General features: G+C 69.9%; 1 protein-coding gene and 1 pseudogene. Both read right to left on the bottom strand.

The window, feature by feature from the left end:
• Window positions 1-88: 88 nt before the first annotated feature.
• Window positions 89-9391 (bottom strand): annotated as a pseudogene (locus LIV37_RS09880) (amino acid adenylation domain-containing protein); the annotation flags it as partial.
• A complete protein-coding gene (locus tag LIV37_RS09875) occupies window positions 9391-23982 on the bottom strand; it encodes a non-ribosomal peptide synthetase (protein WP_254807099.1) in 14592 nt (4863 codons plus the stop codon). The gene LIV37_RS09875 and the pseudogene LIV37_RS09880, both read right to left, overlap by 1 nt.
• Window positions 23983-24490 lie beyond the last annotated feature (508 nt).

Here is a 24490-nt window from a genome sequence, read left to right as displayed (position 1 = left end):
CGCCGGGGCGTGGCGCCCCGGCGCTGAGCGGCTCTCACTCCTCCAGGTCCGCCCACTCGGCTTCGAGATCGCTCTCGAGGTTGTTGATGTCGTGTTGGGTGAGGGTGAGGAGGGGGAGGTCGGAGGGGGTTCGGCCGGTGGTGTGGTGTTGGGTGTGGGTGGTGAGGGCTTTGAGTGCGGTGTGCCAGTGGTGGGCGAGTTGGGTGATGTGGTGGGTGGTGTGGTGGTGGGGGTTGTAGGTGTAGGTGGTGGTGAGTTGGGGTCCGTGGGGGGTGTCTTGGGTGTGGGCGTTGATTTCGAGGGGGGTGTGGTGGAGGAGGTTGGGGTCGGTGTTGCCGTTGAGGGGGGTGGTTTCGGGTGCGTGGGGCCAGGGTTGGGTGGTGGTGTTGGTGGGTGTGTTTGGTGGTGTTGTGGGTGTTGTGGGTGTGGTGGGGGTGTAGCGGCCGAGGTAGTTGAAGGTGGTGGGGGGTGGGGGGTGGTGGGTGAGGTGGGTTTTGGTGGTGGGGTTGAGGTGGCGGAGGAGTCCGTAGGTGGTGCCGTGGTGGGGTGTGGTGCGGAGGGTTTCTTTGATGGTTTTGAGTGCGGTGCCGAGGTGGGGTGTGTTGTGGGTGATGTCGTGCCAGGTGGCGGGTCCGGGGTGGAGTCGGGTGGGGTGGAGGGTGGTGAACCAGCCGATGGTGCGGGTGAGGTCGAGGTGGGGGGTGAGTTCGTGGCGTCCGTGGCTTTCGAGGTTGATGAGGATGCTGTTGTCGGGGTTGGGGTTGGTGTTGATGTCGGGGTGGGTGAGGGCGAGGGTGAGGGCGGTGAGGAGGATGTCGTTGATGCCGGCGTGGTAGTGGGCGGGTGTGGTGGTGAGGAGGGGTTGGGTGTGTTGGGGTGGGAGGGTGGTGGTGTGGTGGTGTAGTTGGTTGGTGGGGATGGGTGTGGGGTTTGGTGGTGTGGGGGTGGTTGGGGGGGGTTGGAGGGTGTGGGTCCAGTGGTGGAGTGTGGTGGTGTGGGTGGGGTGGTGGGCTTGTTGGGTGAGGTAGTGGGCCCAGGTGCGGTAGGAGGTGGGGACGGGTTCGAGGGGGTGGGTGGTGTGGGTGTGGTGGTAGGCGTGGGTGAGGTCGGGGATGAGGATGCGCCAGGAGACGCCGTCGATGACGAGGTGGTGGGCGAGGAGGAGGAGTCGTCCGGGGGTGGTGGGTCCGAGGGTGAGGTGGATGGCTTGGAGCATGATGCCGTGGGTGGGGTTGAGGCGGGTTTGGGCGGTGGTCTGGTGTTGGGCGATGGCGGTGGGGATGTCGGGGTGGCCGGTGAGGTCGGCGTGGTGGAGCAGGTTTGCGGCGTTGATGGTGCCTGGTGGTGGTATCCGGAGCTCGGTTTCGCCTTCCGCGTTGTTGAGGGTGAGGCGGAGGATGTCGTGGTGGTCGATGACGGTTTGCAGGGCGGTGGCGAGGCGTTGTTGGTCGAGGTCGGCGGGGACGGTGAGCAGGACTGATTGGTGGTAGATGGTGAAGGGTCCGCCTCGTTCGAAGAGCTCTCGCATGATGGGGGTGGCGGGGAGGGTGCCGGTGCCGGTTTCGTGGTGGGCCGGCGCGGTGGTGGTGGGGATGTGGGTTGCTGTGGTGGCGAGGGCGGCTGGGGTTTGGTGCTGGAAGATTTGGCGTGGGGTGAGGAGTAGTCCTTTTTGGCGGGCGCGGCTGACGAGTTGGATGGACAGGATGCTGTCGCCGCCCAGTGCGAAGAAACCGTCCTCGGGGCCGGCCTCGGGTATGGCCAGTACGTCGGCGAACAGCTGGCACAGTGTGCGTTCGTGGGCATCGGCGGGGGCTCGTCCTTGACCGGTGCCGGTGGTTGCCGGTGTCGGAGCGGGGAGGGCTGCGTGGTCGAGTTTGCCGTTGGCGGTCAGTGGCAGGTGTTCGAGTGGGACGTAGTGGGAGGGGATCATGTAGTGGGGGAGCCGGTCGGCCAGTTGGGCCCGGATCTCCGCCGCAGGCGGTGGCTCCGCCCCGGCCAGTGCGGGAGTGAGGTAGGCGACTAGGCGACGGTCGTCGGGGCGGTCTTCGCGGACGGTCACGACGGCCTGCCCGATGCCCGGGTGTGTGGTGAGCGCGGCTTGGATCTCTCCGGGTTCGATGCGGAATCCGCGGACCTTGACCTGTTCATCGGCCCGTCCGCAGAACTCCAGCTGTCCGCCAGGTGTCCATCGCACCAGGTCTCCGGTCCGGTACATCCGCTCTCCGCTCGCCGTACCGTAGGGGCAGGCCACGAACCGTTCCGCGGTCAGCCCGGGCCGTGCCCAGTACCCTCGCGCCACTCCACCCCCCGCCACGTACAACTCGCCCACCACACCCACCGGAACCAGCCCCAACCCCGCATCCAGCACGAACAAGCGGGTGTTGCCGATGGGTGTGCCGATCGGTGGCGGGCCCGTGTCCTCGGGGGTGGTGAGGTGTCCCGTCGTGTCGACGGTGGTCTCGGTCGGGCCGTAGGAGTTGTGCAGCCGCGCCTGCGGAAGCGTGGCGACGAAGGCGTCGCGCAGATCGGCTGTCAGCGGTTCGCCACCGCAGACGACGTGGCGTACGGAAGCGCAGAGTCGCCGTGCCCCCTCCCACTCCAGCAGCAACCGCAGCAGGGTCGGCACACAGTGCACCACCGTGACCCCGTGACGTTCGATGGCGGACAGCAGGTGGCCGGGGTCGGCGTGGTGGTCGGGGTCGGTGCCGATGATGCTTCCGCCGGTGAGCAGCGGGCAGAAGAGTTCCCACGCCGAGACGTCGAAACTCATCGGTGTTCGCATGAGGAAGCGGTCGTGTTCGGTCCAGCCGAAGGTCCCGATCCGCCACAGCAGGTTGTTGACGATGGCTCCGTGCGGGACCACGACCGCCTTGGGCGTGCCCGTCGAGCCCGACGTGTAGATGACGTACGCCGGATGCGCAGGCGTGAGTGGTGTCGGCCGCTCGTCGTCGGACACGTCCCCCGGGGCATGGCGTTCCAGGCGGGTGTGGGTGTCTTCGGTGTCGAGGAATAGCCAGGGCACGGTGGCGGTGCTGGCGGGGAGGGTGTTGGCGAGTGTGCTGGTGGTGATGAGGAGGGTGGGTTGGCTGTCGTGGAGCATGAAGGTGATGCGGTCCGGTGGGTAGCCGGGGTCGAGGGGTACGTAGGCGGCTCCGGCTTTGGTCACGGCCAGGACGGCAATGATCAGCTCAACCGAGCGCGGAAGGGCCAGCGCGATACGGGTCTCCGGTCCGGCGCCGTGCTCGATGAGCAGCCGGGCCAGCCGGTTGGCGCGAGCGTTGAGGTCCGCGTAGGACACCCTGTCACCCTCGAAAACCACCGCCGTGGCCCGCGGAGTACGGGCCGCCTGCTCCTCGAACAGCTCCGGCAGCACCCGTCCCGCCCCCGCCCCCGCCCCGGCCGTCGCCACCGAGGCGCCCGTACCCCAGCCCAGCAGCCGCTCCCGCTCCTCCTCGGAGCAGCCGTCGACCCGCCCGACCCGGACATCAGGATCGAAGGCCATGGCCTCCAGCACCCGCGCCAGGCGGTCGGCGATAGTCGTGACGTCCTCGTGCCCGAACAGGTCCGCACGGTAGCCGAGCCGCATGTGCAGCCGCTCGTCCGGGACGACCAGCAGGGACAGGGCGTAGTGCACGGCGTCCCGCCCCGTGATGTCGACCGTCCTCAGTTCCCTGCCCGGGTCGAGCAACTGGTCCTGATTGATGGGGTAGTTCTCGAAGACCGTCGTGGTGTCGAAGAGGTCCCCGGAGCGCAATCCGCTCAGCCGCTGGATCTCGGCGAGCCCCAGGTGCTGGTGGTCGAGCAGCTCCGTCTGCTCCTCCTGGAGCCGGGAGAGCAGCCCGCCCAGCGACTCCTGGGGGTCGATGCGCAGCCGGACCGGCACGGTGTTGATGAACAGGCCCACGATGGCCTCCACACCCGGCAGCTCGGCGGGGCGGCCCGAGACCGTGGTGCCGAACACCACGTCGTCCCGCCCGGTGAGCCGCCCGAGGACCAGCCCCCACGCCGCCTGGACGAGGGTGTTCAGCGTGAGTCCCGAGCGCCTGGCACGCTGTGAGAGCCGCGCGGTCAGCTCGGGGGACAGATCGGTGGAGTACTCCTCCGGCCACATCGCGGCACGTCCCGGAGCGGCGGGGGCGACCAGCGTGGGCTCGGCCAGCCCCTCCAGCGCCGTGCGCCAGGCGGCGCGGGCGGCTTCCTGGTCCCGCCGCCCCAGCCAGGCCAGATAGTCGCGGTAGGGCACCGGCCGCGGCAGGCCCGTCTCGTCACCGGACCGTTCGTACAGCGCGAACAGTTCGCGCAGGACCAGGGGCACCGACCACCCGTCCCACAGCAGATGGTGGTTGGTGATGACCAGCCAGTGCCGGTCCGGGGCGCCGCGCAGGACCGCGAACCTGACCAGTGGTGGCCGCGCCGGATCGAACCGTACGGAGCGGTCCTCGGCCAGCCACCGTTCCACCGCGTCCCGGCGCTCGTCCTCCGCGATTGCGGTGAGGTCCACCTCCCGCCATGGCACGGACACCGCACCGGCGACGGCCTGGACGGGATGGGACAGGCCGTCGTGCAGAAACGCGGCGCGCAGATGCGGATGCCTGCGCAGCAGCGCGTCGGCGGCCGCGCGGAACCGGCCCGCGTCGAAGGGGCCCTCCAGCTCCAGGGAGAGCTGGACGAGATACACATCCGGGGCCGTGTCGTCGTACACGGCGTGGAACAGCAGTCCCTCCTGCAGCGGGCTGAGCGGCAGAACCTCCACACTGCCCGGGGCCTTCCGCTCGACGCTCTCCGACTCCGCCCGGGAGAGCCGCACGAGTGCCGCCTCGGAGCGGCCGAGGCCCTCGGCGGCCGGCTCGTCGGGCGTACGGGCCACGGCGGCGAGTGCCGCGGGCGTCTTGTACTGGAAGACCTGGCGGGGAGTGAGCACCAGCCCCTCCCGGCGGGCACGGCTGACGAGCTGGATGGAGATGATGCTGTCCCCGCCCAGCGCGAAGAACTCCTCCTCCACTCCGACCTCGGCGAGCCCCAGCACCTCGGCGAACAGGGCGCACAGGGCCTTCTCGCGCGGTGTCGCCGCCGCCCGGCCGGTGGTTCGGTCGGCCCCGGGGTCGGGCACGGGCAGCGCGGCGCGATCGAGCTTCCCGTTCGCGGTCAACGGAAGCGCGTCTAGTGTCATGAGGACGGACGGGAGCATGTAGTCGGGCAGGGTCGCGGCGAGGTGGGCCCGGAGGGACGCCACGAGTCCGCCCAGCTCATGGGAGGCCCCGGGGTCGTTGGCGTACGAGCGCAGCGGACGGAGATCCTTGCCCTGAATGGACGACGCGGATTTAGCAGACATCGCAGATATCGAAGACATCGCGGATGGCGCGGATTGGTCGAGCACGCGATGGTCCACACCCGCCGCCGTGTCCACGAAGACCGCGTCGAGACAGCCGTCGCTGTCGGACCAGGTGAGGGCGGCATGGTAGCCCAGACCCGCGGCGAGCTCGTGCAGGGCCTCCGGAGCGGACGCCTCGGGCCCCGGCCCCGCGGTGGCCGTCTCGCGGACGGCGTCCGGCGCCACTCCGTGCCGCAGTTGCCGCAACGCCTCCAGCTCGTCCGCGAGCCGGGCGTTGGGGATGCCGTTCACCCGCAGCATCCGGGGCCGGTGGCGCTCAAGGGTCTCCGCCACTTCGGTGGTGGTGCGCACCTCCTCACCCCACTGCCGCGTCACCGTGTCGACCACCCGAGACGTCCCGGGCCCCCCGGTCGCGCTGCCTGTCCCTGCCGTCTCGCCTGTCCCGGCGCCCGAAACCCCCGTTGCGGGCGCCTTGACCAGGACCACGTCGTAACGGTGACGGGTGAGCTCATTGCTCGCATGGCCACGCTTGATCCGCACATCGACCGCCGCCACCCCGGGCAGCCGGGACGGAAGGGTGGCGAAGAGGGCGGGGTCGACGACGAGTTCGCGCTCCTGCCGGATCGCCTTGTCGACCGTGGACCGCAGGCTCTCGTTCGTCGTGCCGGGCGCGGCCTGGGCCAGGGCGACGGCCGTGGCGAAGCAGCGGAGCAGACGGGCGTTGCGCACATCGCCGATGAAGATCCGGCCACCGGGCGCGAGCAGTCGCATCGCCCCGGCCACCACCTCGACCAGGTACTCCACACTGGGGAAGTACTGGACGACCGAGTTGAGCACGATGGTGTCGAACCGGCCGGCGGGCAGACCGGTGAAGTCGGCCGCGGGCTGGGCGCGCAGCTGTGTGCGGTCCGCCAGGGCGGGATCGCCCGCGATCCCCTTCCGCAGATGGCCGATGACCGCGGGAGACACATCGGTGGCCCAGTACACCTCACATCGCGGTGCCAGGCGCGCCATGAGCAGCCCGGTGCCGACCCCGATCTCCAGCACCCGGCACGGCTCCAGCTCCATGATCCGGTCGACGGTCGTGGTCAGCCACTCCCGCATCTCCGGCAGCGGAATGGGCCGCTGGTCATAGCTGCTGTCCCAGCCGACGAAGTCCTCCCGCAGGACGGTCGTGGCGCGGTCCCGGTACAGCGATTCGTAGACCGTGCGCCACTCCTCCACCTGCCGTCCGGCCAAGTCGCCGTCGGGGTCGCCATCGGGGCCGGAACGGCGCGCGGGCACCGCGTAGGCCACCAGGCGCCGGTGGCCGGGGCGGTCCTCGCGGACGGTCGCGGCGGCCTGCGCCACTTCGGGATGTGCCGTCAGCGCGGCCTCGATCTCACCGAGTTCGATACGGAATCCCCGCACCTTGACCTGGTCGTCCGCGCGTCCCACGAACTCCAGACGGCCATCGCCGTCCCACCGCACGAGGTCGCCCGTGCGATACATCCGGGTGCCCGCCGGGCCGAAGGGATCGGCGACGAACCGCTCGGCGGTCATCGCCGCACGGCCCGCGTACCCCCGCGCCAGCCCCGCGCCCGCCACATACAGCTCGCCCGCCACCCCGGGTGGCACCAGCCGCAGCCCGGGATCGAGTACGTACACCGCCAGATCCGTGAGCCCCCGCCCGATGGCACTCGGAGTCCCCGGTACGGCGTCCACGTGGCCGAGCCGACGGGCGGTGACATGGACCGTGGTCTCGGTGATGCCGTACATGTTGACCACGACGGGGGCGTCGTCGCGGTGGCGGACGTACCAGCCCGCCAGCCGGGCGGGGTCCAGGGCTTCCCCGCCGAGCACGATGTACCGCAGGGCCAGCTCCGAGCCCAGCGAGGGCAGGTCCTGGTCGGCGGCGATCAGCTGGTACAGGGCCGACGGCGTCTGGCACAGCACCGTGACACCCTCGCGGACCAGCAGACGCAGTACGTCCTCGGGGGAGCGGGTGACTTCCTTGTCCGGCACCACCAGCCGGCCACCGTGCAGCAGCGCCCCCCACATCTCCCAGACGGAGAAGTCGAAGGCGTACGAGTGGAAAAGACACCACACATCGGTCTCACCGAAGGTGAACTGCTCCCGGGCGGCGCCGAACAGCCGCGCCACATTGCCGTACGGGACCTCGACACCCTTCGGGGTGCCGGTGGACCCGGAGGTGTAGATGACATAGACCGGGTGGCGGGCGTCGAGCGGAAACGCGCGTTCGGCGTCGGACAGGTCGTGCGCGGGCAGCCCCCGTAGTCGGGCCACGGTGCCATCCGCCCCGAGGACCAGGCGCTCCACGGACGGGGCGCCCGGTGGCAGGTCTTCGGCGAGGCCGTCCTCGGTCACCAGCAGCGTGGCACGGCTGTCGGCGAGGACGAAGGCGAGGCGCTCCGCCGGGTGGTCCGGATCCAGCGGCACGAACGCGGCCCCGGCCTTGAGTACGGCGAGGACGGCTACGGCCATGTCGGCCGAGCGCGGAAGGGCGAGTGCCACCCGCGTCTCAGCCCCCGCTCCGGAAGCCACCAGCAGCCGGGCGAGGCGGTTGGCACGCCGATTCACCTCCGCGTACGTCAGCCTGGTGTCCCGGTGCACCACCGCGACGGCCTCGGGGGCCCTGCGCACCTGCTCCTCGAACAGCAGCGGCAGCACCGCGTCCGTCCGCTCGGCGGCCTCCGTACGTGCCCCGCCCCATGTGCGCAGCATCAGCTGGCGCTCGCCCGGCGCCAGCGGATCGACCGTTCCGACCTGCGGATCGGTGTCCGACACCAGCATCCGCAGCACCCGCAGCAGCCGCTCCGCGATCGACTCGACCGACTCCCGCGCCAGCAGGTCCGGCTGGTACCCCATCCGGATGTGCAGCCGCTCCCCCGGAATCACCATGAGCGCCAGGGCGTAGTGGGTCGCGTCGTAACTGTCCACCGACAGCGTTCTGAGCTCCGTGGTCGGATCCAGCAACCGCCCCTCGTCAAGGGGATAGTTCTCGAACACGGTGGTGGTGTCGAAGATCTCGCCCGATCCGATGCCCGCCAGCCGCTGGATCTCGACAAGCCCGAGATGCTGGTGGTCCAGCAGCCGCGCCTGCTCCTCCTGCAACCGGCTGAGCAGCGCGGACACCGGCTCGCGCGGATCCATCCGCAGCCGCAGCGGAACGGTGTTGATGAACAGCCCCACCATGGACTCCACACCGGGGATCTCGGCGGGCCGCCCGGAGACCGTGGTGCCGAACACCACGTCGTCCCGCCCGGTCAGCCGACCCAGCAGAATCCCCCACCCGGCCTGCACCAGCGTATTGAGGGTGAGCCCCAAACCCCTTGCTCGCAGGGCGAGTTGCTCGGCCAGCTCGGCGGGCAGGTCGAACGAGAACTCCTCCGGGGGGACCGTGGTCCGGCCGGGGGCCGCGGAGGTCAGCAGAGTGGGCTCCTCCAGCCCCGCCATTGCCTCGCGCCACGCTTCGCGCGCCGCGTCGCGGTCCTGGCGCCCACACCACTCCAGATAGGTGCGATAGGGCACTGCCCGCGGGAGCGCCGACTCATCGCCGTCGTGGTCGTAGAGGGCGAAGTACTCCTGGACGACCAGGGGTAGCGACCATCCGTCGAGCAGGATGTGATGATGCGTCAGGACGAAGTGGAAGCGGTCGTCGCCCAGCCGGAAGAGCGCGAACCGGATCAGGGGCGGACGCGTGAGATCGAAGCGGGTGCCCCGGTCCTCGACCAACCACCGCTGAAGCTCGCTGTGCCGCTCCTCCTCGTCCAGCTCCCTGAGATCGGCCTCGTGCCAGCGGAGGGGCACCTCGCGCGGTACGAACTGGACGGGCTGCGAAAGACCATGGTGGAGGAAGCCCGCCCGGAGTGGCGGATGGCGCCGTACGAGTGCCTCGGCCGCCCGCCGGAACCGCGCAGGGGCGGCGGGGCCTTCGAGCTCGAAGGAGAGCTGCACCAGATAGACATCCGGCGCGGCGTCGTCGTACACGGCATGGAACAGCAACCCCTCCTGGACCGCGGTCAGCGGGAGGACGTCTTCCAGCTCGCGCTTGTCCATCAGGCGTTCCTCCACCAGTCTTCGAGGTTGTTGATGTCGTGTTGGGTGAGGGTGAGGAGGGGGAGGTCGGAGGGGGTTCGGCCGGTGGTGTGGTGTTGGGTGTGGGTGGTGAGGGCTTTGAGTGCGGTGTGCCAGTGGTGGGCGAGTTGGGTGATGTGGTGGGTGGTGTGGTGGTGGGGGTTGTAGGTGTAGGTGGTGGTGAGTTGGGGTCCGTGGGGGGTGTCTTGGGTGTGGGCGTTGATTTCGAGGGGGGTGTGGTGGAGGAGGTTGGGGTCGGTGTTGCCGTTGCGGGGGGTGGTTTCGGGTGCGTGGGGCCAGGGTTGGGTGGTGGTGTTGGTGGGTGTGTTTGGTGGTGTTGTGGGTGTTGTGGGTGTGGTGGGGGTGTAGCGGCCGAGGTAGTTGAAGGTGGTGGGGGGTTGGGGGAGGTGGGTGAGGTGGGTTTTGGTGGTGGGGTTGAGGTGGCGGAGGAGTCCGTAGGTGGTGCCGTGGTGGGGTGTGGTGCGGAGGGTTTCTTTGATGGTTTTGAGTGCGGTGCCGAGGTGGGGTGTGTTGTGGGTGATGTCGTGCCAGGTGGCGGGTCCGGGGTGGAGTGGGGTGGGGTGGAGGGGGGTGAACCAGCCGATGGTGCGGGTGAGGTCGAGGTGGGGGGTGAGTTCGTGGCGTCCGTGGCTTTCGAGGTTGATGAGGATGCTGTTGTCGGGGTTGGGGTTGGTGTTGATGTCGGGGTGGGTGAGGGCGAGGGTGAGGGCGGTGAGGAGGATGTCGTTGATGCCGGCGTGGTAGTGGGCGGGTGTGGTGGTGAGGAGGGGTTGGGTGTGTTGGGGTGGGAGGGTGGTGGTGTGGTGGTGTAGTTGGTTGGTGGGGATGGGTGTGGGGTTTGGTGGTGTGGGGGTGGTTGGGTGGGGTTGGAGGGTGTGGGTCCAGTGGTGGAGTGTGGTGGTGTGGGTGGGGTGGTGGGCTTGTTGGGTGAGGTAGTGGGCCCAGGTGCGGTAGGAGGTGGGGACGGGTTCGAGGGGGTGGGTGGTGTGGGTGTGGTGGTAGGCGTGGGTGAGGTCGGGGATGAGGATGCGCCAGGAGACGCCGTCGATGACGAGGTGGTGGGCGAGGAGGAGGAGTCGTCCGGGGGTGGTGGGTCCGAGGGTGAGGTGGATGGCTTGGAGCATGATGCCGTGGGTGGGGTTGAGGCGGGTTTGGGCGGTGGTCTGGTGTTGGGCGATGGCGGTGGGGATGTCGGGGTGGCCGGTGAGGTCGGCGTGGTGGAGCAGGTTTGCGGCGTTGATGGTGCCTGGTGGTGGTATCCGGAGCTCGGTTTCGCCTTCCGCGTTGTTGAGGGTGAGGCGGAGGATGTCGTGGTGGTCGATGACGGTTTGCAGGGCGGTGGCGAGGCGTTGTTGGTCGAGGTCGGCGGGGACGGTGAGCAGGACTGATTGGTGGTAGATGGTGAAGGGTCCGCCTCGTTCGAAGAGCTCTCGCATGATGGGGGTGGCGGGGAGGGTGCCGGTGCCGGTTTCGTGGTGGGCCGGCGCGGTGGTGGTGGGGATGTGGGTTGCTGTGGTGGCGAGGGCGGCTGGGGTTTGGTGCTGGAAGATTTGGCGTGGGGTGAGGAGTAGTCCTTTTTGGCGGGCGCGGCTGACGAGTTGGATGGACAGGATGCTGTCGCCGCCCAGTGCGAAGAAACCGTCCTCGGGGCCGGCCTCGGGTATGGCCAGTACGTCGGCGAACAGCTGGCACAGTGTGCGTTCGTGGGCATCGGCGGGGGCTCGTCCTTGACCGGTGCCGGTGGTTGCCGGTGTCGGAGCGGGGAGGGCTGCGTGGTCGAGTTTGCCGTTGGCGGTCAGTGGCAGGTGTTCGAGTGGGACGTAGTGGGAGGGGATCATGTAGTGGGGGAGCCGGTCGGCCAGTTGGGCCCGGATCTCCGCCGCAGGCGGTGGCTCCGCCCCGGCCAGTGCGGGAGTGAGGTAGGCGACTAGGCGACGGTCGTCGGGGCGGTCTTCGCGGACGGTCACGACGGCCTGCCCGATGCCCGGGTGTGTGGTGAGCGCGGCTTGGATCTCTCCGGGTTCGATGCGGAATCCGCGGACCTTGACCTGTTCATCGGCCCGTCCGCAGAACTCCAGCTGTCCGCCAGGTGTCCATCGCACCAGGTCTCCGGTCCGGTACATCCGCTCTCCGCTCGCCGTACCGTAGGGGCAGGCCACGAACCGTTCCGCGGTCAGCCCGGGCCGTGCCCAGTACCCTCGCGCCACTCCACCCCCCGCCACGTACAACTCGCCCACCACACCCACCGGAACCAGCCCCAACCCCGCATCCAGCACGAACACTCTGGAGTTCGGCACCGGGGAGCCGATGGGCACCGACGTGTGCGCTGCCCCGTCGGAGTGCCACACCGTGGCGTAGACCGTCGCCTCGGTGGGGCCGTAGGCATTGGCGATGCGCGCCCCCGGGAAACGGGACTGCGCGGTGGCCAGCAGCTGGGGCGAGAGGGCTTCGCCCGCCAGGACGATCGTGTCGAGAGCCGAGTCTTCAGCTTGCCGCTGGGCGGAGAGCAGACTTGTCAGGACGGAGGGAACGGCACTCAGCAGACCACCGGCCGTCAGCAGCCCGGGGTCGGCGGCTGCGGACAGCAGATCGGGGACGAGCTCCACCGTGCCGCCGAGCGTGAGCGGTATGAGCAGTTCGAAGACGGAGACGTCGAAGGTGACGGACGTCGTCGCCCTGACGTATGACAACCGGTCCGCGCCGAGGTCGTCCAGCGCCCAGGCCACCAGGTCCACCACATTGGCGTGGGAGACGACCACTCCCTTGGGCATACCCGTCGAGCCTGAGGTGTAGATGACGTACGCCGGATGCGCGGGATGCACCGGGGTACGACGCTCGTCGTCGGACACGTCCCCCGCGGCATGGCCTCCCAGGCGGGTGTGGGTGTCTTCGGTGTCGAGGAGCAGCCAGGGCACGGTGGCGGTGCTGGCGGGGAGGGTGTTGGCGAGTGTGCTGGTGGTGATGAGGAGGGTGGGGTCGCTGTCGTGGAGCATGAAGGTGATGCGGTCCGGTGGGTAGCCGGGGTCGAGGGGTACGTAGGCGGCTCCGGCTTTGGTGACGGCGAGTACAGCGGTGATCAGTTCAACGGAGCGCGGCAGGGCCAGCGCGATCCGCGTTTCCGGTCCGGCGCCGTGCTCGATGAGCAGCCGGGCCAGCCGGTTGGCGCGAGCGTTGAGGTCCGCGTAGGACACCCTGTCGTCCTCGAAAACCACCGCCGTGGCCCGCGGAGTACGGGCCGCCTGCTCCTCGAACAGCTCCGGCAGCACCCGTCCCGCTCCCGCCACCGCTCCCGCCCCGGCCGTCGCCACCGACGTGCCCGTACTCCAGCCCAGCAGCCGCTCCCGCTCGTCGTGGCCGAGGACGTCGATCCGGCTCAGGGCCTGGTCGGGGCGGTTCGCGACGGTGTCCAGCACGCGCAGCAGACGGTCGACGATCGCCTGGGCCGTGCGGTGCTCGAAGAGGTCGGTGGCGTACTCGAGGCTGCCCCGGATGCCGTTCGGCTCCCCGCCCTCGGCGGTGTGTGTCTCCGCGAGCGCGAAGGCCAGGTCGAACTTGGCCGTGTCGGTGGCCACCTCCAGTGGCTCGGCGGCCACTCCCGGCAGGGACAGCTCGGTCGCCAGCAGGTTCTGGAAGGTGAGCATCACCTGGAACAGCGGGTGCCGGGCCAGGGACCGCACGGGGTTGACCGCCTCCACCACCCGTTCGAACGGCACTTCCTGATGTGCGTACGCGGCTCCGTCCGTCTCCCGCACCCGTTCCAGGAGGGTCAGGAAGTCCGGGTCCCCGCTGGTGTCGGTGCGCAGCACCAGCGTGTTGACGAAGGGGCCGACCAGGTCGTGCACGGCCATCTCGTCGCGACCGGCGAACGCCGTGCCCAGGGGGATGTCCGTCCCGGCGCCGAGCCGTGTCAGCAGGGCCGCGAGGGCGGCCTGGACCACCATGAACACGCTGGCGTCCTGGGACCGGGCCAGCCGGGCCAGCCTCCGGTGCAGCGGGGCCGGAACGGCGATGTCCACGGTCGAGCCCTGGTGCCCGGCCACCGGCGGCCGTGGCCGGTCCGTCGGCAGCGGGAGCTCCTCGGGCAACTCCGCGAGCGTCTCCCGCCAGAACGCGAGCTGCCGGGAGAGCACACTGTCATCCCGCTCCTCCGCGCCCAGCACCTGGCGCTGCCAGAGCCCGAAGTCCGCGTATTGCAGCGGCAGCTCGTCGCTCCAGCGCGGTTCCGAACCGGCCGTCCGGGCCTGGTAGGCGGTGGCGAGGTCGGTGAGGAGCGGCTCCAGCGACCAGCCGTCGGCCGCGATGTGGTGGACCACCACGAGCAGCACATGCTCATCGTCGCCCTGCGGGAACAGGCTTATGCGCAGGGGCAGTTCGGTGGCCAGGTGGAAGCCACGCCCGGCTTCCTCCGCCAGCGCCGCCGGGAGTATGCCGTCCGTAGCACCCCCGGCCGAGGCCCTGGCCGCGCCACCGCCCGGGTCCGTTTCGTCGGCCACCGGCCGCATGTCCCGCACGACGGCGTGCAGCGCGGACCGGGCCGCGTCCGGGCCCAGGACCCGCTGCCACGGCCGGCCGTCGTCCCCGTGTGGGTAGACGGTGCGCAGCACCTCGTGCCGGGCCACGACGTCCCCCGCCGCGGCCATCAGCGCCTCCCGGTCCAGCGGGCCGCGGAGCCGCAGGCCGACCACGATGTTGTAGGTCGCGGCCCGATCGCCCTCCAACTCCTCGAGGAACCACAGCCGTTGCTGGGCGTACGACAGCGGCAGGCGGCCCGTGCGCGGCATCGGCCCCAGCGGCGGGCGTGCCACGCCCAGCTCCGCGCCCTGGATCACCTCCGCCAGCCGCTCGACCGTCGGCGCCTGGAACACCGCACGGATGCCCAGGTCGACGCCGGTGCGGGTACGGACCTGCCCCATCAGCCGCATCGCGAGCAGCGAATGCCCGCCCAGCTCGAAGAAGCTGTCCGCCACGCCCACCTCGGGCACACCCAGCACCTCGGCGTACAGCGCGCACAGCAGCCGCTCCCAGGGGGAGGCCGGTGGCCGGCCGGCGCCCGGGGCGCCGACGGGGCCGGGCGCGGGCAGCGCCTTGCGGTCCAGCTTCCCGTTCGCCGTCAGCGGCAACGCGTCCAAAGGAACCACCGCCGACGGCACCATGTGCTCCGGCAACCGCTCGCGAAGCCAGGAGCGCAGCTCGGCCGGGGCCGGTTCATGGCCGGGCCGGGCGACGGAGTAGCCGATCAGCCGAGGGTCACCCGGCCGGTCCTCGCGGACCGCCACGGCGGCCCGCGCCACATGCGGATGCGAGGCCAGCACCGCCTCGACCTCTCCCGGCTCGATCCGGAATCCCCGCAGCTTGACCTGGCGGTCGGCCCGGCTGAGGTACTCCAGCCGCCCGTCTTCGCCCCAGCGCACCAGGTCACCGGTGCGATACATCCGTGACCCGGCCGGGCCGTACGGATCGGCCACGAACCGCTCGGCGGTCAGGCCGGGGTGGTTGAAGTACCCGCGGGCCACACCCGATCCCGCGATGTGCAGCTCACCCACCACGCCCGGTGGCAGCAGGCCCAGGTGCCGGTCCAGGACGTACGCGCGCGTGGTGTCCAGCGGTGTCCCGATCCGTGGCGCGCCGTCGTCATCGGCCCGGACGGCGCCCGTGGTGCACCAGACCGTGGTCTCGGTGGGCCCGTACAGGTTCTCCACCTCGGCGCCGAGCGCGAGCAGCCGTCGCGCGACCGGGGAGGGCAGCATCTCGCCACCGCTGAGGATCCGCACCCCTGACAGCACCCTCGCCTGATCGCCGCCATCGTCGGGCACCTCGCTGAGCACTGCCTGCCACAGCGTGGGCGTGGCCTGCGCCATCGACACCCCGTGGCGGCCCATCAACCCCAGCAGCGCGGCGGGATCGTGCGTCTGGGCCGCCGACGCGAGGACGATACGGGCCCCTGCAGCGAGCGGCATGAACCACTCCACCACCACCACGTCGAACGATGGCGTGGAGGCTGCCAGCGCCGCGTCCGCCCCGGTGAGCGGGGTGCGCCGGGCCATGGCCCGCAGGAACCCGCCGAGACCGCTCCGGGACGCCACCACACCCTTGGGCCTGCCGCTGGAACCCGAGGTGTAGAAGAGGTACGCGGGGTGGTCCGGCAGCAGGGGGCACCCGCGGTCCGCGTCCGTCAGGTCGGCCGTCCCCGCCTGTGCCAACCCGTCCGCCGTGTCCGCCGTGTCCAGCAGCAGTCGTGGCATCGTGGCCGCTTCCGCGGGCAGGGTTTCGGCGATCGCCTGGGTCGTCACCAGGAGGGTCGGACGGCTGTCGGTGAGCATGAACGCCATGCGCCGCGACGGGTAGTCCGGGTCGACGGACACGAAGGCGGCACCCGCCTTGAGGACCGCCAGCGCGGTGATGAGCAGGTCCGGGCCACGGGGCAGGGAGAGGGCGACCCGGGTCTCGGGCCCGGCACCCGCCGCGACGAGCACCCGGGCCAGCCGGTTCGCCCGCTCGTTCAACCCCCGGTAGCTGAGGTGCTGTTCCTCGAACACCACGGCCACAGCGGCCGGAGTGCGCTCGGCCTGGTGCTCGAACACCTCCGGCAGCAGCACCGTGTCATCGGCTCCGGTCACGCTGTGCGAGGCGTTGCCCCACTGCCGCAGCAGGCGCTCCCGCTCGGCCGGGGCCAGCACGTCGAGCTGCGCCACCGTCCGCTCCGGGGCGTCCGCCACGCTCTCCAGCACCCGCACCAGACGCCGCGCGAGCTCCCGTACGGCCGAGTGGCCGAAGGCATCGGGACGGTAGCCCAGCTGGAGCCGCAGGGACTCGCCCGGGATCACGACCAGGGCCAGCGCATAGTGGGTGGCGTCCCGGCCGGTGCTGCCCACCACCCGCAGCCCGTCCTCCGGCGCGCCCACCCGCTCGGGCCGCACCGGATAGTTCTCGAAGACCAGCACCGTGTCGAAGAGCTCGCCGACCCCCGTGAGCGACTGCACCTCGAACAGCCCCAGATGCTGATGCTCCGACAGCGCCGCCTGGCGCCCCTGCACCTCCTCCAGCAGCTCCGACAGCCCCTGTTCCGGGGCGAGTTGCACCCGTACCGGCAACGTGTTGATGCAGAGCCCGACCAGCGACTCGACACCGGGCACCTCCGGTGGCCGCACCGCGGCCGTGGCCCCGAACACCACATCGTCTCGCCCGGTCAGCCGCCCCAGCAGCAGCCCCCACGCCACCTGCACCAGCGTGTTCAGCGTCAGCTCCGAGGAGCGGGCGCGCCGGGTGAGCCGTGCCGTCAGTTCGGCGGGCACATCCAGGCAGAACTCCCGGGGGACCACCGCCGTACTCCCGTACGCCTCCGGCGCCAGCAACGTCGGCTCCGCCACCCCGGCCAGCGCCTCGCGCCACGCCTCGCGGGCGGCGGTGGCATCCTGCGCGGTGAGCCAGGCGAGGTAGTCGCGGTAGGCCGCCGGGCGGGGCAGCAGACGGTCGTCCCCGGCCTCCCCGTACAGGAAGAACAGCTCCTGTACGAGGACCGGCGTCGACCAGCCGTCCAGCAGGATGTGATGGTGAGTCATGACCAGGCGGCTGCGCCCGCCGCCTAGGCGGAACAGCGTGAACCGCATCAGTGGCGGCCGGGCGAAGTCGAACCGCGTGGCGCGGTCCTCCGCCAGCCAGCGGTCGTACTCCTCCTCCTGCTCGGTGGGAGAGAAACCGCTGAGGTCGATCTCCTGCCACGGTGTCGGCGCGTGTCGGGGCACGACCTGGACCGGCCTGGACAGGCCGTGGTGGAGGAACCCGGCCCGCAGATGGGGATGGCGGAGCAGCAGAGTGTCCACCGCCTGCCGGAAGCGGACGCCGTCGACGTCGCCCTCGAGATCGAAGGCGAACTGCACCATGTAGACGTCCGGGGCCGCCTCGTCGAACGCGGCGTGGAAGAGCAGCCCCTCTTGCAACGCGGTCAGCGGCAACGTGTCGACGGCACCGGGAAACCTCTGCTCGATCGCGGCCATGTCCTCGGTGGTGAGGGAGGGCAGCGGGAGCGCGGCGGAGGCCGGACCGCCCGAGGTGGCGGGGGCGTCCGTCGTGGCCGGGGCGCCGGGTGGCGCGGCGAGGCGCGCCAGGGCGGCGGGGGTCTGGTGCTGGAAGACCTGGCGGGGGGTGAGCGACAGCCCCTCCGTGCGGGCGCGGCTCACCAGCTGCATGGACAGGATGCTGTCCCCGCCCAGTGCGAAGAACCCCTCCTCCGCGCTCGGCTCGGGCACCCCCAGCACCTCGGCGAACAGATGACAGAGGATCTCTTCGCCCGGTGTCGACGGCGGGCGCCCACCGGCCCCTTCGGCGCTCCGGACGGGCGCGGGCAGCGCCGCGCGGTCGAGCTTGCCGCTCGGGGTGAGGGGCAGCGCGTCGAGGACGACGACCGCGGAGGGCACCATATGGGCCGGTAGTCGCTCCGCCAGATACGACCGCAGCTCCTCCGGCGGCGTATCGCGGTGTTCCGGGCTGGTGGTGGTGTAGGCGATGAGGTGTTTGTTGTTGTGGTGGTCGTGGTGGAGGGTGGTGGCGGCGTGGGTGATGTGGGGGTGGGTGGTGAGGGTGTTTTCGATTTCGGCGGGTTCGATGCGGTAGCCGTGGAGTTGGATTTGGTTGTCGGTGCGGTGGTGGTAGTGGAGTTGGTGGGTGGTGGGGTGGGGGGGGGCGAGGTCGCCGGTGCGGTAGAGGCGGGTGCCGGGTGGTCCGTGGGGGTTGGCGATGAAGTGGGTGGCGGTGAGGGTGGGGTTGTTGTGGTAGCCGCGGGCGAGGGTGGGTCCGGTGATGTAGAGCTCGCCGGGGGTGCCTGGTGGGGTGGGTTGGAGGTTGGTGTTGAGGAGGTGGGTGGTGAGGTGGGGGAGGGGTTGTCCGATGGGGCTGGGGGTGTTGGGGGTGTGGTGGGTGTTTGGGTTGAGGGGGGGGTGGGTGGCGTGGATGGTGGTTTCGGTGATGCCGTACATGTTGGTGATGGTGGTGTGGGGGTGGTGTTGGTGGAAGGTGGTGAGGCGGGTGGGGTCGAGGGGTTCGCCGCCGAGGATGATGTGGTGGAGGGGGAGGGGTTGGTGGTGTGGTTGGTGGGTGTTGATGAGGTGGTAGAGGGCGGTGGGTGTTTGGCAGAGGGTGGTGATGTGGTGTTGGTGGATGAGGTTGATGAGGTCGTGGGGGGAGCGGGTGGTGTTGTGGTTGGGGATGATGAGGGTGTGGCCGTGGAGGAGGGGGCCGAAGATTTCCCAGACGGAGAAGTCGAAGGCGTAGGAGTGGAATTGGCACCAGGTTTGTGGGGTGGGGTGGGTGAAGTAGTGGTGGGTGGCGGTGAGGAGGTGGATGAGGTTGGTTTGGGGGATGGTGACGCCTTTGGGGGTGCCGGTGGAGCCGGAGGTGTAGATGAGGTAGGCCGGGTGGCGGGCGTCGGGTGGGGTGGGTTGTTCGGTGGGTGTGAGGTTGGTGGTGGGCAGTTCTTGGAGTCGGGTGGTGGTGTGGGGGTCGTCCAGGTGGATGCGTGGTGTGGTCTGGTTGGGTGTGGGGAGTGTGGTGGTGATGTCGGTGGTGGTGATCAGGGTGGTGGGTTCGCTGTCGTTTAGCAGGTAGGCCAGGCGTTCTTGGGGGTAGTCGGGGTCCAGTGGCACGTAGGCGGCGCCGGTTTTGAGTACGGCGAGGATCGCGGTGATGGTCTGTGCGGAGCGGGGCAGGGCCAGGGCGATACGCCGTTCGGGTCCGGCGCCGGCTTGCAGCAGGAGTCGGGCCAGTTGGTTGGCGCGTTCGTTGACCTCGCGGTATGTCCACCGTTGGTCCTCGCACACCACGGCCACCGTGTCCGGGGCCCGTTCCACCCACCCCTCGAACAACCCCGACAACGACACCTTCGGGTCGATCTCCGCGACACGGGCGTCCCGGCCCGGTATCAGCCGCTTCCGCTCGTCCTCCGAGAGCACATCGATCCGATCGACGTTCCGGCCCGGATCGTCGGCGATGGCCTCCAGAACGCGGACCAGCCGCTGCGCCACCGCCCGTACGGCCGGGGCCTCGAACACATCCGGCCGGTAACCGAGGCGCAGCCGCAGCCGTTCGCCCGGGACCACGACCACCGCCAACGGGTAGTGCGTGGCGTCCCGACCATCGGTGGCCGTCAGCCGCAGCCCGGCGCGGGCCGCCTGCGCATGGGCCCCGGCGCCCACGGGGTAGTTCTCGAAGACCACCACCGTGTCGAAGAGCTGGCCCGTCCCGGCGGCGGGCCGCAGCTCCGACAGCCCCAGATGGTGGTGTGCGGAAAGCTCGCCGTGCTGGCGTTGTACAGCCGCCAGCAACTCCTCCACCGGTCGGCCCACCGGCACCCGGACACGTACCGGCACCGTGTTGATGCACAGCCCGACCAACGACTCGATGCCCGCCACCTCCGCCGGGCGCACCGCCACCGTCGTACCGAACACCACGTCTTCCCGGCCGGTCAGCCGGCCCAGCAGGATGGCCCACGCGGTCTGCACCAGTGTGTTGAGGGTGAGCCCCATCCGCCGGGCACGCTGCGCCAGTTGGGCGGTCCGCTCCACCGACAGATCGACGGCCGTCTCGTCGGGGGCCACGGTCGTACGGCCCGGATCGGCCGGTGCCAGCAGGGTGGGCTCCTCCACACCGGCCAGCGCCGTGCGCCAGGCGGCGCGGGCCGCGTCCCGGTCCTGCCGCCGCAGCCAGTCCAGGTACTCCCGGTAGGGCGCGGTGGCGTGCAGGCCCGAATCGTCCCCGTCCCGCTCGTACAGCGTGAACAGCTCTTGGACGACGAGCGGCACGGACCAGCCGTCCAGCAGGATGTGGTGGCTGGTCATCACCACCCGGTACTGATCCGCGCCCCAATGGACGAGGGCGAAGCGGATCAGTGGCGGCCGGGTGAGGTCGAACCGCGTGGCGCGGTCCTCGGCCAGCCACCGGTCGAACGCGGCGGGGCGTTGCTCATCGGGAAGGTCGCCGAGATCCAGCTCGTGCCAGACGGAGGGGACAGCGGGCGCCACCACCTGTACGGGCTGGGAGAGTCCGTGGTGATGGAAGGACGCGGCCAGGTTCGGATGGCGGCGCAGCAGGGCGTCCGCCGCCCGCCGGAAGCGTGCGCCGCTGACCTCCCCTTCGAGGTGGAAGGTGAACTGCACCAGATAGACATCCGGGGCCGCCTCGTCGTACACGGCGTGGAACAGCAGCCCGCTCTGGAGAGGTGCCAGCGGCAGCAGCTCGGCCGCGTCGGTGGCGTGAGTGGCATTCGCCGGCAGGCTCGCGTATTCGGATGGGGTGAGGGTCACCAAGGATCCCGCCTTCCCGGCGGTGAGCTCCTGTGACGGGGCCGCCGGGCCGTTCCCGGAGTGGGCGACGGAAGCGAGGCCCTCCGGCGTCCGGTGCTGGAAGACCTGCCCCGGTGTGACGACGAGGCCCTCCGCGCGGGCGCGGCTGACCAGCCGCATGGCGAGGACGCTGTCGCCACCCAGGTTGAAGAAGCTCGTGTCCGCGCCCACATCGGGGATGCCGAGCACCTCGCCGAAGAGAGCACACAGCCGTGCCTCCAGAGGGGTGGCCGCCGGCCGTCCCGAAGCGAGCGCGGAGAAGTCGGGTGCGGGGAGGGCCGCGCGGTCGAGCTTGCCGTTCGCCGTGAGCGGCATCCGGTCGAGTGCGATGACCGCCGAGGGCACCATATGGGCGGGCAGCCGCTCGCTGAGATACGAGCGGAGCGAGGCGACTATCGCACCGTTCCCGTATGCGAGTCCGGGTTCGTTGGCGTAGGCGGAGGCGGGACGGCGGGGTGTGGTGGAGGGCGGTGCGGCGATGTCGAGGGTGGGGGCGCCGACAGTGGGCCCGTCGGGGGTGGCGGTTTCGCGGATGGCCTTATCGGGGGTCGTCCTACGCCGGTCGGCGTTGAGGTCGATGAACACACCGTCGAGACGCCCTTCATCGGCCGCCCAGCGCAGCGCCAGGTCGTAGCCGTGCGCCTCGGCGAGCCGGTGGAGCGCCTCCGGGTCCGGTGTCGTGTCCGGCTCCGCGTCCAGCTTCGTGTCCGGCTCGGTGCCCGAATCCGTCCCCGAGCCGTCGTGCCCGGCCGTCTGGGCCGTTGCCGTGAGGTGGTGCCGGGCGTCGTCCGGGTCGGCACCGGTGTCGACCCGGTGCAGGGCGGTGAGCTCACCGGTCAGTCGGGTGTTGGGGATACCGGACACCCGCAGTGCTCGTGGGCGGCGGTCTCCCGTCAGCGCGTCGCGCAGGTCGTCCACCGTACGGATGTCCTCGCCCCAGCGCAGATGCGGCGCACGGTCGGTGGCGAGCAGTGTGACGGGACCCTTGGTGAGGATGACGTCATAGCGGTGCCGGGTGAGTTCATTGCGCGCCGAGCCGCGTTTGACGCGGACGTCGACGGCGCCGATGGCGGGCACTGCGGATGTGAGGGTGGTGAAGTACTCCGGGTCCACGAGGAGCTCCCGCTCCAGGCGGATGGCGTTGTCCACGGTGGCGCGCAAGCTCTCCGGCGTGGTCCCCGCGGACGCCTGGGTGAGGGCGACCGCGGTGGCGAAGCAGCGCAGCAGGCGATGGTTGCGTACGTCCCCGATGAACAGCTTCCCGCCGGGCTTGAGGACCGCCATGGCATGGGTGATGACATCGGTCAGGTAGTCGACGTTCGGGAAGTACTGGACGACGGAGTTGATGACGACGGTGTCGAAGCGCCCCTCGGGCTGCGCGCTGAAGTCATGGGCGGGCCGGCACTCGAGCGTCACCCGGCCGTCGCCCGCGCCCAGCGCGGGATCCCGCGCCACACGCTGGTCCAGCGCGTCGATGGCGGAGGCCGAGACGTCGGTGCCCCAGTAGCTCGCACAGTCCGGAGCCAGACGTGACAGGAGCAACCCGGTGCCGACGCCGATCTCCAGGACATCGCGAGGGCCGAGCGCGCTGATGCGGTCCACGGTCGTGGCCAGCCATTCCCGCATCTCCCGGAGGGGGATGGGCTGCTGGTCGTAGCTGCTGTCCCACCCGACGAAGTCCTCGCTCAGCGAAGTGGCGGCCCGGTCCCCGTAGAGGGAGTCGTAGACCGCGCGCCACTCCTCGACCTGCTGCTCCACCACGTCCGCCGCCCGGTGAACGCTCCGGCTGGTGGTGGTGTAGGCGATGAGGTGTTTGTTGTTGTGGTGGTCGTGGTGGAGGGTGGTGGCGGCGTGGGTGATGTGGGGGTGGGTGGTGAGGGTGTTTTCGATTTCGGCGGGTTCGATGCGGTAGCCGTGGAGTTGGATTTGGTTGTCGGTGCGGTGGTGGTAGTGGAGTTGGTGGGTGGTGGGGGGGGGGGGGGCGAGGTCGCCGGTGCGGTAGAGGCGGGTGCCGGGTGGTCCGTGGGGGTTGGCGATGAAGTGGGTGGCGGTGAGGGTGGGGTTGTTGTGGTAGCCGCGGGCGAGGGTGGGTCCGGTGATGTAGAGCTCGCCGGGGGTGCCTGGTGGGGTGGGTTGGAGGTTGGTGTTGAGGAGGTGGGTGGTGAGGTGGGGGAGGGGTTGTCCGATGGGGCTGGGGGTGTTGGGGGTGTGGTGGGTGTTTGGGTTGAGGGGGGGGTGGGTGGCGTGGATGGTGGTTTCGGTGATGCCGTACATGTTGGTGATGGTGGTGTGGGGGTGGTGTTGGTGGAAGGTGGTGAGGCGGGTGGGGTCGAGGGGTTCGCCGCCGAGGATGATGTGGTGGAGGGGGAGGGGTTGGTGGTGTGGTTGGTGGGTGTTGATGAGGTGGTAGAGGGCGGTGGGTGTTTGGCAGAGGGTGGTGATGTGGTGTTGGTGGATGAGGTTGATGAGGTCGTGGGGGGAGCGGGTGGTGTTGTGGTTGGGGATGATGAGGGTGTGGCCGTGGAGGAGGGGGCCGAAGATTTCCCAGACGGAGAAGTCGAAGGCGTAGGAGTGGAATTGACACCAGGTTTGTGGGGTGGGGTGGGTGAAGTAGTGGTGGGTGGCGGTGAGGAGGTGGATGAGGTTGGTTTGGGGGATGGTGACGCCTTTGGGGGTGCCGGTGGAGCCGGAGGTGTAGATGAGGTAGGCCGGGTGGCGGGCGTCGGGTGGGGTGGGTTGTTCGGTGGGTGTGAGGTTGGTGGTGGGCAGTTCTTGGAGTCGGGTGGTGGTGTGGGGGTCGTCCAGGTGGATGCGTGGTGTGGTCTGGTTGGGTGTGGGGAGTGTGGTGGTGATGTCGGTGGTGGTGATCAGGGTGGTGGGTTCGCTGTCGTTTAGCAGGTAGGCCAGGCGTTCTTGGGGGTAGTCGGGGTCCAGTGGCACGTAGGCGGCGCCGGTTTTGAGTACGGCGAGGATCGCGGTGATGGTCTGTGCGGAGCGGGGCAGGGCCAGGGCGATACGCCGTTCGGGTCCGGCGCCGGCTTGCAGCAGGAGTCGGGCCAGTTGGTTGGCGCGTTCGTTGACCTCGCGGTATGTCCACCGTTGGTCCTCGCACACCACGGCCACCGTGTCCGGGGCCCGTTCCACCCACCCCTCGAACAACCCCGACAACGACACCCTGTCCGGATCAGTGCATGCTGAAAGCGCTGTGTTCTCCACCATTCCACCCAGCCAATTCATCGGGGAGTCGCATCACGTAGAGAGACGCGTAAGGGTAGTGATCTGAATCCAGTGGTTATCTGAATCAGTGGTTATTTGAATCCAGCCCGGTTTTGAGTGTCCTTGCCCGCTTGTACCAGCGTCGCCGGACGACATCTCATGAGCAAGTGAATGGCAGCTTGGTGCAGTGGCGCCCCCGCCGTCTTCGCCGGTCCACCCCGGTATGACACGCTGCCATCAACAGGGAGAACGTGCAGCTCAGAAGCGCTGCGTCGAGAGACGTCGAGAACCAGCGAAGGCATCTAGGTGCCACCTGTCCGCATTGCCGGTAATCGCCGAGAACAATGCCCGTTGGAATGCTCTGGCGTCTATTCGAGATCGTTGACGGGCTCGCCCGGCTCGGTTACGTTGAATTATTCGGACAGAGTGAATGCCCGCGTGTCCACCGCACTCCTCGTTGCTCCTTCTTCTCCTTATCCATCTCCGTGCGATCTGCGCGTAGTGCATCAGT

The sequence above is a fragment of the Streptomyces rapamycinicus NRRL 5491 genome, assembly GCF_024298965.1.
In the GTDB taxonomy this organism is placed as follows: Bacteria; Actinomycetota; Actinomycetes; order Streptomycetales; family Streptomycetaceae; genus Streptomyces; species Streptomyces rapamycinicus.
Note: the sequence above shows the minus strand (reverse complement) of the source record. Positions and strands in the feature narration are given on the sequence as shown.